Source organism: Streptomyces sp. NRRL WC-3605 (assembly GCF_001509795.1).
Lineage (GTDB): Bacteria > Actinomycetota > Actinomycetes > Streptomycetales > Streptomycetaceae > Streptomyces > Streptomyces viridochromogenes.
In genome coordinates this window covers 41,901-55,431 of sequence record NZ_LLZN01000048.1, presented here as the reverse complement: position 1 = coordinate 55,431, position 13,531 = coordinate 41,901, and the positions used below count along the sequence as shown (strand labels likewise).

Genomic DNA, 13,531 nt, shown 5'->3' with positions numbered 1-13,531 from the left:
CGTCGTCACACGATCCCCGTCCCCACGGGCCGAGGGGCGCCACGCCGGGTGGCGCCCCTCACCGCCGTCCCCGCCACCACCAGCGTCGCCGCGCCGGCCGCCGCCAGGCACCAGCCCGTCGGGAGCAGCCCGGCCAGCACCCCGGCGGCCGCCGTACCGGCCGTACTCCCCGCGTTGACCGCGGTGTTGACCCAGGCGCCCGCCCGCACCCGGGCGCCGGAGGGCGCCGACTCGTCGGCGAGGAGGTAGGCCGTGGTGAGGGCGGGCGACACGAAGAACCCGGCGGCCGCCATCACCGCCGTGAGCGTGCCGAGTCCGGTCGCCAGGCCCGCGAGGAGCACGGCGAGCCCGAGCCCGGCCGTCAGCAGCGGCAGCCGTACGCCCGCCGGGGTGCGCCAGGACACCGCCCCGTGGAGCAGCCCGCCGACGGCGCTCCCGGCGGACAGGGCGGCCAGCGGCCAGGCCGCGCCGGCGCCGCCCGGGCCGTGCTCCTCGGCGAACGCGACGACGAGCAGGTCGGCGGCGCCCAGCGCGAGCCCCACACCGAGCGCGGCCAGCACCGGCCGCCGGATCGCCCTCAGGACCCGGCCGCGGGCGCCGTCGCGGTGGGCGGCCGCCGCGGGCTCGGGCCGTACCGCACGCACCACGGGGGACATCACGAAGCCGGCCGCTCCGGCCGTGATCAGCACCGCCCCGGCGGCGATGCCGGCGGCCGGAGAGGCGATCGCCACGAGGGCGCCGACCAGCAACGGGCCCGAGACGAACAGCAGTTCCTCGGCGACGGCGTCCAGGCTGTAGGCGCGCCGCAGCAGGTCCGGGTCGGGGGCGATCCTGCTCCACACGGCCCGCATGGCCGGGCCGAGCGGCGGGGTGCAGGTGCCCGCGGTCGCGGCCACGGCGCCCAGGACCATCGGTGAAGCGGCGTCCGGCGGCCGGACGAGGGCCGTCAGCAGCCCGAGCAGTCCGGCGTAGGCGGCGGTCATCGGCACGAGCGCCCGGCGCGCCCCGAGCCGGTCGATCAGGGCGGCCCGGGCGGGCGACAGGAAGACGCTGGTCGCGGAGAACAGCGCCATCACGGCGCCGGCCACCGTGTAGGACCCGTGGGCCCGGGTCACGGCGAGCATCACGGACAACGGCACGATCCCGTACGAGAGCCGGCCCAGCAGGGCGGCGGCGAAGGTCGTGCGGGCATGGGGCAGGCGCAGCACGTGCGCGTAGGAGGCAGGCATGGCGGGTCCTCGCGGTGGCGTGGAGGAAGGGGACACCGGGGAGCCGCGGGAGCCCGGGGGCTCGGACCGCGGCCCGGTGTGCGCCTACGCCAAGGAGAGGAACATGCCGATCAAGGTAGCAGCGCCCGTGCGGGGCGGACAGCCCTCAGGTGGTGCGGGTCAGGCCCGCGACGAGTTCGTCGGCCGCCCGGTAGGGGTCGAGTTCGCCGGCGGTGATGCGCTCCGCGAGGGCGCCGAGGCGGCGGTCGCCGTGCAGGTCGGCGATGCGTTCGCGCAGCGCGGTGACGGCGATGGTCTCGACCTCGCGGGCGGCGCGGGCGCGCCGGCGCTCGGCCAGGACGCCGCGCTCCTCCATCCAGGCCCGGTGCTTCTCCAGAGCCTCCACGACCTCGTCGACGCCTTCGCGGCGGGCCGCGACGGTCTTGACGATGGGCGGCCGCCAGTCGCCGGGGCCGCGGGACTCGCCGAGGCCGAGCATGTGGTTGAGCTCGCGGGCGGTGGCGTCGGCGCCGTCGCGGTCGGCCTTGTTGACGACGTAGACGTCGCCGATCTCCAGGATGCCCGCCTTGGCGGCCTGGATGCCGTCGCCCATGCCGGGGGCGAGGAGGACGACGGAGGTGTCGGCCTGGGAGGCGATCTCGACCTCCGACTGGCCCACGCCGACGGTCTCCACCAGGATCACGTCGCAGCCGGCCGCGTCCAGGACGCGAATGGCCTGCGGGGCGGCCCAGGCGAGGCCGCCCAGATGCCCGCGGGTCGCCATGGACCGGATGTAGACGCCGGGGTCGGAGGCGTGGTCCGACATCCGGACCCGGTCGCCGAGCAGGGCGCCTCCGGAGAAGGGCGAGGACGGGTCGACGGCCAGGACGCCGACCCGCTTCCCCTGCTTGCGGTAGGCCGTCACCAGCGCCGAGGTGGACGTCGACTTGCCCACGCCGGGCGAGCCGGTCAGTCCGACGACGTAGGCGTTGCCGGTGAGCGGCGCGAGGGCCGCCATGACCTCCCGCAGCTGCGGGGACGCCCCCTCCACGAGGGAGATCAGCCGGGCCACGGCCCGCGGCCGGCCTTCCCTGGCCTGGGCCACCAGGGTGGAGACGTCCTGCATCACAGCTCCGTTCACAGATCGTTCGCTACTGCGTCCTCACGGAAAGGACGTCAGGCCTTCGGTACCCGCACGATGAGCGCGTCACCCTGACCGCCGCCACCGCACAGCGCGGCCGCGCCGACGCCGCCGCCCCGCCGCTTCAGCTCCAGGGCGAGGTGCAGCACGAGACGGGCGCCGGACATGCCGATCGGGTGGCCCAGGGCGATGGCACCACCGTTGACGTTCACCTTTTCCGATGACACGCCGAGGTCCTTCATTGACTGCACCGCGACGGCGGCGAAGGCCTCGTTGATCTCGATGAGGTCGAGGTCGGAGACCTCCAGGCCCTCCTTCTTCAGGGCGTGGAGGATGGCGTTCGACGGCTGGGACTGCAGCGAGTTGTCGGGGCCCGCGACATTGCCGTGCGCGCCGATCTCGGCGATCCAGTCCAGGCCGAGCTCCTGGGCCTTGGCCTTGCTCATGACGACGACCGCGGCGGCGCCGTCGGAGATCTGCGAGCTGGAGCCGGCCGTGATCGTGCCGTCCTTGGCGAACGCCGGGCGCAGCCTGCCCAGCGACTCGGCGGTGGTGTCGCCGCGGATGCCCTCGTCCTTGCTGAACAGGACCGGGTCGCCCTTGCGCTGCGGGATCTCGACCGGGGTGATCTCGGCCTCGAAGACGCCGTTCTTCTGGGCGGCGGCGGCGCGCTGGTGGGACAGGGCGGCGATCTCGTCCTGCTCGGGGCGGGCGATGCCGAGGCGGGTGTTGTGCTTCTCCGTGGACTCGCCCATGGCGATGTTCTCGAAGGAGTCGGTCAGGCCGTCGTGCGCCATCGCGTCGAGCACCTGCACCGCGCCGTACTTGTAGCCCTCTCGGGACTTGGGCAGCAGGTGGGGCGCGTTGGTCATGGACTCCTGGCCACCGGCGACGACCACGTCGAACTCGCCGGCGCGGATCAGCTGGTCCGCGAGGGCGATGGCGTCGAGGCCGGAGAGGCACACCTTGTTGATGGTGAGCGCGGGGACGTTCATGGGGATGCCGGCCTTGACCGCGGCCTGGCGCGCCGGGATCTGCCCTGCCCCGGCCTGGAGCACCTGGCCCATGATCACGTACTGGACCTGGTCGCCGCCGATCCCCGCACGGTCGAGGGCGGCCTTGATCGCGAAGCCGCCGAGGTCGGCTCCGGAGAACGACTTCAGCGAGCCCAGCAGCCGTCCCATCGGGGTGCGGGCACCCGCGACGATGACGGACGTCGTGCCGTTTGCAGAAGACATGAGGTGAGATCCCCTTCCAGCCTGCACAGCCGAGGAGTGAACGAGGGTTTACTTCGAATGTACTGAGTGGCACTCCGTGCCGTCACCGGGCCGTCGGTGTGATCGCGCGCACGTTGCGTAACCACCCCGTGAGCGCTCCACTGAATCCATGCTGACGCGAATCGACCACATCGGAATCGCCTGCTTCGATCTCGACAAGACAGTCGAGTTCTACCGGGCCACGTACGGCTTCGAGGTCTTCCACTCCGAGGTCAACGAGGAGCAGGGCGTCCGCGAGGCCATGCTCAAGATCAACGAAACCTCCGACGGCGGCGCCTCCTACCTGCAGCTTCTCGAGCCGACCCGCCCGGACTCCACCGTGGCGAAGTGGCTCGACAAGAACGGCGAGGGCGTCCACCACATCGCCTTCGGCACCGCCGACGTGGACGGCGACGCCGCCGCGATCAAGGACAAGGGCGTGCGCGTCCTGTACGAAGAGCCGCGGATCGGCTCCATGGGGTCACGCATCACGTTCCTGCACCCGAAGGATTGCCACGGAGTTCTGACAGAACTGGTCACTTCGGCGCCTGTTGAGTCACCTGAGCACTGACCCTCGTACATAGGGGCCGGTAGGGTTGGGGGCGGTCGCTCTCTGAACCGAGGTGACCGCATGCCGGGGTCCGGGTTTCGGGGGGCGAGCGTCGGGGCAGCAGCCCATGCTCCGCCGTTGATCTGACACCATTCCCCGGGGGCACCGTCCGTTCGGACGGACGGAGCTCGTATGGCCAGGGATGCGACCAGGGGACGGATGGGACCGCGCAGTGCGGGGCTACGAACGCCAGGAGCGAGAGCCGGCGGCTGACGTCGACCACCTCTCTCGGTTCGAGGCCGAGATGGATCGGCTGAAGACCGAGCGGGAGAAGGCGATCCAGCACGCCGAGGACCTCGGCTACCAGGTCGAGGTGCTGCGCGCCAAGCTTCACGAGGCGCGCCGCACCATCATGTCCCGGCCCGCCTTCGACGGCGGTGACATCGGCTACCAGGCCGAGCAGTTGCTGCGCAACGCCCAGGTGCAGGCGGACCAGCTGCGCCAGGAGGCCGAGCGGGAGCTGAGCCAGGCCCGCGCGCAGACGCAGCGCATCCTCCAGGAGCACGCCGAGCAGGCCGCCCGGCTCCAGGCCGAGCTGCACCAGGAGGCGGTCACCCGCCGCCAGCAGCTGGACCAGGAGCTGGCGGAGCGCCGGCAGACCGTCGAGTCGCACGTCAACGAGAACGTGGCGTGGGCGGAGCAGCTGCGCGCCCGCACCGAGCAGCAGGCCCGGCGCCTGCTGGACGAGTCGCGCGCCGAGGCCGAGCAGGCCCTGTCGACCGCGCGCGCCGAGGCCGAGCGGCTGGCCGGCGAGGCCCGCCGCCGGCTGACGGACGCCGCCGAGGAGGCGCGCACCGAGGCGGAGCAGATCCTGCGCCGCGCGCGCACCGACGCCGAGCGCCTGCTGAACGCCGCCTCCACCCAGGCCCAGGAGGCCACCGACCACGCCGAGCAGCTGCGCAGCTCCACGGTCAGCGAGTCGGACGCGGCCCGCCGCCAGGCCACCGAGCTCAGCCGGGCCGCCGAGCAGCGTATGACCGAGGCCGAGGAGGCGCTGCGCAAGGCGCAGTCCGAGGCCGAGAAGCTGGTCACCGAGGCCAAGGCGGCCGCCGAGAAGACGCTGGCCGGGGCCGAGTCGGCCAACGAGCAGCGGATGCGCACGGCCAAGGAGCAGGTCGCCCGGCTGGTCGAGGAGGCCACCAAGGAGGCCGAGAACACCAAGGCCGACGCCGAGCAGGTCATCGCCGACGCCCGCGCGGAGGCCGAGAAGGTCCTCGCCGAGGCCGCCGAGAAGGCGCGCACGCTCACCGCCGAGGAGAGCGCGACCCAGCTCTCCAAGGCCGCCAAGACCGCCGAGGACGTGCTCAACAAGGCGCAGCAGGAGGCGCAGAGCACCACCAAGGCCGCCGTCGAGGAGGCCGAGCGGATCCGCCGGGAGGCCGAGGCCGAGGCGGACCGGCTGCGCGCGGAGGCGCACGACATCGCCGAGCAGCTCAAGGGCGCGGCGAAGGACGACACCAAGGAGTACCGGGCCAAGACGGTCGAGCTCCAGGAGGAGGCCCGCCGGCTGCGCGGCGAGGCCGAGCAGTTGCGCTCGGAGGCCGTCGCCGAGGGCGAGAAGATCCGCGCGGAGGCCCGCAAGGAGGCCGTCCAGCAGATCGAGGAGGCCGCGAAGACCGCCGAGGAGCTGCTGTCGAAGGCCAGGCAGGACGCGGACGAGCTGCGCCAGAAGGCCACGACGGACAGCGAGAAGGTCCGCACCGAGGCCATCGAGCGGGCGACCACGCTGCGCCGGCAGGCCGAGGAGACGCTGCAGCGCACCCGGCAGGAGGCCGAGCGGCACCGCGAGGAGGTCGTCGAGCAGGCCGAGGGCATCAAGGCCGACGCCGAGCGGGCCGCCCAGGAGCTGCGCGAGGAGACCGAGCGCGGGGTCGAGGCGCGCCGCGAGGAGGCCGCCGAGGAGCTGACGCGCCTTCACACCGAGGCCGAGCAGCGGCTCGCGGCGGCCGAGGAGGCCCTCACCGACGCCCGCGAGGAGGCCGCCCGCATCCGCCGGGAGGCCGCCGAGGAGACCGACCGGCTGCGTACCGAGGCCGCCGAGCGGATCCGTACGCTCCAGCAGCAGGCCGAGGAGGACGCCGACCGGCTGCGCACCGAGGCCGCGTCGGACGCGGCCTCGTCCCGCGCCGAGGGCGAGGCCGTCGCCGTACGGCTGCGGTCGGAGGCCGCGGCCGAGGCGGAGCGGCTGAAGTCGGAGGCCCAGGAGAGCGCCGACCGGGTGCGCGCCGAGGCGCAGGCCGCCGCCGAGCGGCTGGCCACGGAGGCGTCGGAGACGCTGGCCGCCGCCCAGGAGGAGGCCGGCCGCCGGCGGCGCGAGGCCGAGGAGCTGCTCGGCTCGGCGCGCCAGGAGGCCGACCAGGAGCGTGAGCGGGCCCGCGAGCAGAGCGAGGAGCTGCTGGCGTCCGCCCGCAACCGCGTCGAGGAGGCGCAGGCCGAGGCCGAGCGCCTGGTCGCGGAGGCCGACCGGCGCGCCACCGAGATGGTGTCGGCGGCCGAGCAGCACGCCCAGCAGGTCCGCGACTCCGTGACCGGGTTGCACGAGCAGGCCCAGGAGGAGATCACCGGGCTGCGCAGCGCCGCCGAGCACGCGGCGGAGCGCACGCGCCGGGAGGCCGAGGAGGAGGCGGACCGGGTCCGCACCGACGCCTACGCCGAGCGGGAGCGGGCCGGCGAGGACGCCGGGCGGCTGCGGCGCGAGGCCAAGGAGGAGGCGGAGGCCGCCAAGTCGCTGGCCGAGCGCACGGTCGGGGAGGCCATCGCCGAGGCGGACCGGCTTCGCGCGGACGCCACCGAGCACGCCCAGCGGCTGCGCACCGAGGCGTCCGACAAGATCGCGGAGGCGGACCAGGCGGCGTCCCGGACCCGGGCGGACGCCCGCGAGGACGCCAACCGCATCCGTTCGGACGCGGCCGAGCAGGCCGACACCCTCATCACCGAGGCCCGTTCCGAGGCGGAGCGGCTGCAGTCGGAGACGATCGCCGAGGCCGACCGGATGCTGGCCGAGGCGCTCGCCAAGGCCGAGAAGCTGGTCGGTGACGCCACGTCGGACGCCGAGCGGCTGCGCGCCGAGGCCGCGGACGCGGTCGGCTCGGCGCAGCAGCACGCGGAGCGGGTGCGCGGCGAGTCGGAGCGGGTGCGCGCCGAGGCGGCCGCGGAGGCCGAGCGTCTGGTGGGTGCGGCCCGCGAGGAGGCCGAGCGCACCCTGGACGAGGCCCGCAAGGACGCCAACAAGCGGCGTTCGGAGGCGGCCGAGCAGGTCGACACGCTCATCACGGAGACGACGGCCGAGGCGGACAAGCTCCTCACCGAGGCGCAGCAGCAGGCGCTCAAGACGACCGCGGACGCCGAGGCGCAGGCCGACACGATGGTCGGCGCGGCCCGCAAGGAGGCGGAGCGGCTGGTCGCCGAGGCGACGGTCGAGGGCAACACCACGGTGGAGAAGGCCCGTACGGACGCCGACGAGCTGCTGGTCGGGGCCCGCCGGGACGCCACCGCGATCCGGGAGCGGGCGCAGGAGCTGCGCGACCGCATCACGAGCGAGATCGAGGAGCTGCACGAGCGCGCCCGCCGGGAGGCCGCCGAGACGATGAAGTCGACCGGCGACCGCTGCGACGCGCTGATCAAGGCGTCCGAGGAGCAGCTGGCCAAGGCGCAGGCCAAGGCCAAGGAGCTGGTGTCGGAGGCCAACTCGGAGGCGGGCAAGGTCCGTATCGCCGCGGTGAAGAAGGCCGAGGGGCTGCTCAAGGAGGCCGAGCAGAAGCGGGCGCAGCTGATCCGGGAGGCCGAGGAGCTCAAGGCGGAGGCGATCCGCGAGGCCAAGGCCACCGTCGAGGAGGGCAAGCGCGAGCTGGAGGTCCTCGTCCGGCGCCGTGAGGACATCAACGCCGAGATCTCCCGGGTGCAGGACGTCCTGGAGGCGCTGGAGTCCTTCGAGGCTCCGGGCGGGGCCAAGGACGGCGGGGTCAAGGCGGGGGCGACCGTGGGCGCTCCCCGATCGGGTGGCAAGTCGTCAGACGGCTAGCGCCCGGCGCGGGTTCCGGTGATGTCTGGGGGCTTTGACCGGGTTTTTGGCAAGCCGTCCGACGGTTAGCCACTCAAAAGGGGTCTCATTCTCCAGATCAAACACGTATCCGCTCGATGACACACCGCTTCGGCCCCTAGGATTCCACTTATCACCTCACCGGTCTCATTCGACAGGAACCCCATGAGCGACACTTCCCCCTACGGCTTCGAGCTTGTGCGGCGTGGGTACGACCGCGCTCAGGTGGACGAACGGATCTCGAAGCTCGTCTCCGACCGTGACAGCGCTCTCACCCGTATCACCGCCCTGGAGAAGCGCATCGAGGAGCTCCACCTCGAGACGCAGAACGCCCAGGCGCAGGTGACCGACGCCGAGCCGTCGTACGCGGGCCTCGGCGCGCGTGTCGAGAAGATCCTCCGCCTCGCCGAGGAGGAGGCCAAGGATCTGCGCGAGGAGGCGCGCCGCGCGGCGGAGCAGCACCGCGAGCTCGCCGAGTCGGCGGCCCAGCAGGTACGCAACGACGCGGAATCGTTCGCTGCGGAGCGCAAGGCCAAGGCCGAGGACGAGGGCGTCCGCATCGTCGAGAAGGCGAAGAGCGACGCCTCGCAGCTGCGTTCCGAGGCCCAGAAGGACGCTCAGTCCAAGCGTGAGGAGGCCGACGCCCTCTTCGAGGAGACCCGCGCCAAGGCCGCGCAGGCCGCCGCCGACTTCGAGACGAACCTCGCCAAGCGCCGGGAGCAGTCCGAGCGCGACCTGGCCTCGCGTCAGGCCAAGGCCGAGAAGCGCCTCGCCGAGATCGAGCACCGCGCCGAGCAGCTGCGCCTGGAGGCCGAGAAGCTGCGCACCGACGCCGAGCGCCGTGCCCGCCAGACGGTGGAGACCGCGCAGCGCCAGGCCGAGGACATCGTGGCCGACGCGAACGCCAAGGCCGACCGGATCCGTTCGGAATCCGAGCGCGAGCTGGCCGCCCTCACCAACCGCCGCGACAGCATCAACGCCCAGCTGACGAACGTCCGCGAGATGCTCGCGACGCTCACGGGCGCCGCGGTGGCCGCCGCCGGCACGCCGGCCGAGGACGAGCCGATCTCCCGCGGGGTCCCGGCGCAGCAGACCCGCTGACCGGCTGACGCCAGGGCGCGACGCCCCTGGGACGACCGAGGCCCGTGCCCCCTGGGGGCGCGGGCTTCGACCCATTTTCGGGGCCTGTTCGCGCCGTCCGGGTGGCATCGGCCGAACGGTCCCCCTAGCGTGGCCGCATGATCGAGCTCTCGGGGCTGACCAAGCGGTACGGCGACAAGGTGGCGGTGAACAACCTCTCCTTCACCGTCAGACCCGGCATCGTCACGGGCTTCCTCGGGCCGAACGGCGCGGGCAAGTCGACGACCATGCGGATGGTGCTGGGCCTGGACCACCCGACGGCCGGTGACGTCCGGATCGACGGCAGGCACTACGAGGAGCTGAAGGACCCGCTGACGTACATCGGCGCCCTGCTGGAGGCGAAGGCCTGGCACGGCGGCCGCAGCGCCTACAACCATCTGCTCTGCCTCGCGCAGAGCAACGGCATCCCGGCGGGCCGGGTCCGCGAGGTGCTGGAGACGGTCGGCCTGACGGCGGTCGCGCGCAAGAAGACCAAGGGCTTCTCGATGGGCATGGGGCAGCGCCTCGGCATCGCGGCCGCACTGCTCGGCGACCCCCGCATCCTGATGTTCGACGAGCCGGTCAACGGCCTCGACCCCGAGGGCATCCACTGGATCCGCACCCTGATGAAGTCGCTGGCCGCGCAGGGCCGTACGGTCTTCGTCTCCTCGCATCTGATGAGCGAGATGGCGCTGACCGCCGACCACCTCGTCGTCATCGGGCAGGGCCGGCTGCTCGCCGACACCTCCATGGCCGACTTCATCGCCCGCAACTCGCGGGCCTACGTCCGCGTCCGCAGCCCCCAGCGGGAGCAGCTGCTCGACGTGCTGCGCGCGGAGGGCGTCACGCCGGTGGAGGCGGACGACGGCGCACTGGAGATCGACGGCGGCACGTCCGCGCAGATCGGGGAGCTCGCGGCACGCCACCGGATCGTGCTCCACGAGCTGAGCACGCAGCAGGCGTCCCTGGAGGAGGCGTTCATGCGGCTGACCGCGGAGTCGGTCGAGTACCACGCGCACACCGGGCAGACCCCGGCCCCGCCGCCGCAGCCGCAGCCGCAGCCGCAGCAGGCGTGGGGCGAGGGCTGGAGGAGGAGCTGAGATGGCGACGACGCAGGTGCTCCGCTCGGAGTGGACCAAGATCCGTTCCGTGGCGTCCACCGTGTGGACGCTCTCCCTGGCGCTGGTCGTGACCGTGGCCCTGGGGATGCTGATCTCGGCACTGTCGAACAACGAGTTCGACAACATGAGCGAACGGGACCGGCTGGACTTCGACCCGACCTTCATCAGCTTCGCGGGGATGAGCCTCGGTCAGCTCGCGATGATCGTGTTCGGGGTGCTGGTCGTCTCGAACGAGTACAGCACCGGCATGATCCGCGTCTCGCTGGCCGCCGTGCCGCGCCGCGGCACCTTCCTGTTCAGCAAGATCGCGGTGGCGACCGGGCTGGCGCTGGCCGTCGGGCTGGCGACCAGCTTCCTCACCTTCTTCCTCGGGCAGGCGATGCTCGGCGACCACCGGGCGTCGATCGGCGACCCGGGGGTCCTGCGGGCGGTGTTCGGCGGCGGGCTGTACATGATGCTCATCGCGATGTTCTCGATGGGGATCGCGGCGATGCTGCGCTCCCCCATGCTGTCGCTGGGCATCCTGATGCCGTTCTTCTTCCTGGTCTCCAACATCCTCGGCAACGTCTCCGCCACCGAGAAGGTCGGCCGCTACCTGCCCGACCAGGCCGGCAGCGCCATCCTGCAGGTGGTCACCCCGATCGACGACGACCGTCCCTACGGCCCCTGGGGCGGGCTCGGCATCATGGCGCTGTGGGTGATCGCGGCCGTCGTCGGCGGATACCTCACCCTGCGGAAGCGGGACGCCTAGAAGAGAGGGCCGAGGAGGCCGGCGCGGCGAAGTTTTTACCCGCCCTTGAGTGGAACCGTCAGCGCCCTTATATCCTCCTAACCCTTACGGGGGGCGTGCGCCCCGCTGTCCTGAACCTTTCGATGGGTGCGGAGCATGATCGAGGCAGTCGGCCTGACCAAGCGCTACGGCGACAAGACCGCTGTGTACAACCTGTCCTTCCAGGTGCGGCCCGGTGCCGTCACCGGCTTCCTGGGCCCCAACGGCTCCGGCAAGTCGACGACGATGCGGATGATCCTCGGTCTGGACAACCCGACCGCGGGCCACGTCACCATCGGCGGCTACCCGTACCGCAGGCTGCCGAACGCGCCCCGCCAGGTCGGCGCGCTGCTGGACGCCAAGGCCGTCCACGGCGGCCGGTCGGCCCGCAACCACCTGCTGAGCCTCGCGCAACTCGCCGGCATCCCGGCCCGCCGTGTGGACGAGGTGCTGGGCGTCGTCGGCCTCCAGGACGTGGCCGGGCGCCGCTCCAAGGGCTTCTCGCTCGGCATGGGCCAGCGCCTGGGCATCGCCGCCGCGCTGCTCGGCGACCCGCAGGTGCTCCTGTTCGACGAGCCGGTCAACGGCCTCGACCCCGAGGGCATCCACTGGGTGCGGAACCTGATGAAGTCGCTGGCGGCCGAGGGCCGTACCGTCTTCGTCTCCTCCCACCTGATGAGCGAGATGGCGCTGACCGCCGACCACCTCATCGTGATCGGGCGCGGCCAGCTGCTCGCCGACATGAGCGTGAAGGACTTCATCGCGGCGAACTCCGCCGGGTTCGCCCGGGTCCGCACCCCCGACACCGAGCCGCAGCTGCGCGAGAAGCTGGCCGGCGCGCTCACCGAGGCGGGCGGACACGTGCTGCCCGAGCAGGACGGCGCGCTGCGGGTGACCGGGCTGCCGCTCCCCCGCATCAGCGACGTCGCCCACGCCTCCGACGTACGGCTGTGGGAGCTGTCGCCGCACCAGGCGTCCCTGGAGGAGGCGTACATGCGGATGACGCAGGGCGCCGTCGACTACCGCTCGACCGCCGACCAGAAGGCGGGGCTGCAGCAGCCGCTGCCGCCGGGCGCCCAGCCCCCGATGCCGGTGCCCGGCCAGGGCCAGTCCGGCTGGTACGCCCCGCCGCCGCCCCAGCAGGCCGCGCCCGGCCCCTACGGCGCTTCCGCGGACCCGGGCGCCGCCCCGGCCAACCCGTACGCCCAGCCGGCCGCCCAGGCGCCGCAGGAGGCTCCCGCGAGCCAGGCGCCCGCGCCCCAGCCCGCCGTCGCGCCGGCGCCCCCGCAGGCGCCCGCTCAGCCGCCCGCGCCCGCCCAGCCGCCCGCGCCGGCCGCCGCGCCGCAGGACGCCGCCCCCGCCGCCCCGACCAAGCCCGAGGAAGCCCGATGAGCACGCCCCAGCCCCCGATGCCGCAGACCGCCGCACCGACCTGGCAGGCGGCTCCGGGTCAGCCGTTCCCCACGTACACCTCGCCGATCCCCGTGGTGCGCACGCACCTCGGGCACGCGCTCGCCTCGGAGTGGACGAAGATCCGCTCGGTGCGCTCCACGATGTGGACGCTCGGGGTGTTCGTGGTGCTCGTGGTCGGCATCGGCCTGGCGGTCGCCGCGCTGATCGCCGCCAATGCCGCCGAGGAGAGCCTGGCGGGCGAGAGCCCCCTGTCGTTCGGGTTCTTCGGGCTGCTGCTCGGCACCATCTGCGTGATCACGCTGGGCGTGCTGACCACGGCCTCCGAGTACGGCACCGGCATGATCCGGACCACGATGACGGCCTGCCCGACCCGTGGCCGGGTGCTCGCGGCCAAGGCGATCGTGTTCTTCGCGGTGGCCTTCACGGTCACGCTGGTGTCGGCCCTGCTCGTCGCCCTCGCGGACGTGGCCATGCTGGACGGCGCCCGCGAGCCGTCCACCGAGGAGTGGCTGAAGGGCACCGTCGGCATCTCGCTCTACATCGCGCTGCTCGGACTGCTCTCGCTCGTCGTCGGCTCGGTGATCCGGCACTCGGCGGGCGCGATCACGATCATGATCGGCCTGCTGCTGGCGCCGCTCGTGATCGCGCTCTTCATGTTCGCGGAGTCGCTGCAGGACCTGCAGCAGGCGCTGTTCGAGTACTCCATCCCGAACCAGCTGAGCGTCTTCTACGCGCAGTCCCTGTCGGAGTCCGGCCCGCACGGCTGGGACCCGCTGTGGATCATGCTCGGGGTGACGGCGGCCGCGTTCGCGGGCGCCTGGGCGCTGCTGGAGCGGCGCGACGTCTGAGGGGTGT

Annotated in this window: 10 protein-coding genes; 7 read left to right on the top strand and 3 right to left on the bottom strand. The window is 73.0% G+C overall.

Annotation, left to right across the window (positions count from 1 at the left end; translation table 11 throughout):
• Window positions 1-5: 5 nt before the first annotated feature.
• The 3 genes from ADL34_RS12895 to ADL34_RS12885 all read right to left on the bottom strand — a co-directional run bounded on the left by ADL34_RS12895 (window position 6) and on the right by ADL34_RS12885 (window position 3,587).
• Entirely contained in the window at window positions 6-1,229 is a 1,224-nt protein-coding gene (locus tag ADL34_RS12895; RefSeq protein WP_062667732.1) for an MFS transporter, read from the bottom strand.
• A gap of 145 nt (window positions 1,230-1,374) precedes the next feature.
• On the bottom strand, window positions 1,375-2,334 hold the full coding sequence (gene meaB, locus ADL34_RS12890; RefSeq protein WP_062667729.1) for a methylmalonyl Co-A mutase-associated GTPase MeaB: 960 nt from the start codon (window positions 2,332-2,334) through the stop codon (window positions 1,375-1,377).
• Between the two features lie 50 nt (window positions 2,335-2,384).
• Window positions 2,385-3,587, bottom strand: coding sequence for an acetyl-CoA C-acetyltransferase (locus tag ADL34_RS12885; protein WP_079034124.1), 1,203 nt, complete (start codon window positions 3,585-3,587; stop codon window positions 2,385-2,387).
• Window positions 3,588-3,735: 148 nt separating this feature from the next.
• Between ADL34_RS12885 and mce the strand changes: the two genes are divergently transcribed.
• The 7 genes from mce to ADL34_RS12850 all read left to right on the top strand — a co-directional run bounded on the left by mce (window position 3,736) and on the right by ADL34_RS12850 (window position 13,524).
• Window positions 3,736-4,176, top strand: coding sequence for a methylmalonyl-CoA epimerase (gene mce / locus ADL34_RS12880; protein ID WP_062667723.1), 441 nt, complete (start codon window positions 3,736-3,738; stop codon window positions 4,174-4,176).
• Window positions 4,177-4,387: 211 nt separating this feature from the next.
• Window positions 4,388-8,236 carry a polarized growth protein Scy gene (gene scy, locus ADL34_RS12875; protein WP_062667722.1) on the top strand — a complete coding sequence of 1,283 codons (3,849 nt, stop codon included), beginning with the start codon at window positions 4,388-4,390 and terminating at the stop codon, window positions 8,234-8,236.
• Window positions 8,237-8,419: 183 nt separating this feature from the next.
• A complete protein-coding gene (locus ADL34_RS12870) occupies window positions 8,420-9,355 on the top strand; it encodes a hypothetical protein (protein ID WP_062667721.1) in 936 nt (311 codons plus the stop codon).
• Between the two features lie 137 nt (window positions 9,356-9,492).
• Complete coding sequence (locus ADL34_RS12865) at window positions 9,493-10,473, top strand: ATP-binding cassette domain-containing protein (RefSeq protein WP_062667720.1); 981 nt, start codon at window positions 9,493-9,495, stop codon at window positions 10,471-10,473.
• A gap of 1 nt (window position 10,474) precedes the next feature.
• Window positions 10,475-11,245 carry an ABC transporter permease gene (locus tag ADL34_RS12860; protein ID WP_062667718.1) on the top strand — a complete coding sequence of 257 codons (771 nt, stop codon included), beginning with the start codon at window positions 10,475-10,477 and terminating at the stop codon, window positions 11,243-11,245.
• Window positions 11,246-11,380: 135 nt separating this feature from the next.
• Complete coding sequence (locus ADL34_RS12855; protein WP_062667716.1) at window positions 11,381-12,655, top strand: ABC transporter ATP-binding protein; 1,275 nt, start codon at window positions 11,381-11,383, stop codon at window positions 12,653-12,655.
• Window positions 12,652-13,524, top strand: a complete 873-nt coding sequence (locus tag ADL34_RS12850) for an ABC transporter permease subunit (protein ID WP_062667714.1) — start codon at window positions 12,652-12,654, stop codon at window positions 13,522-13,524. The genes ADL34_RS12855 and ADL34_RS12850 overlap by 4 nt, the downstream gene beginning before the upstream one ends.
• Window positions 13,525-13,531: the final 7 nt, after the last annotated feature.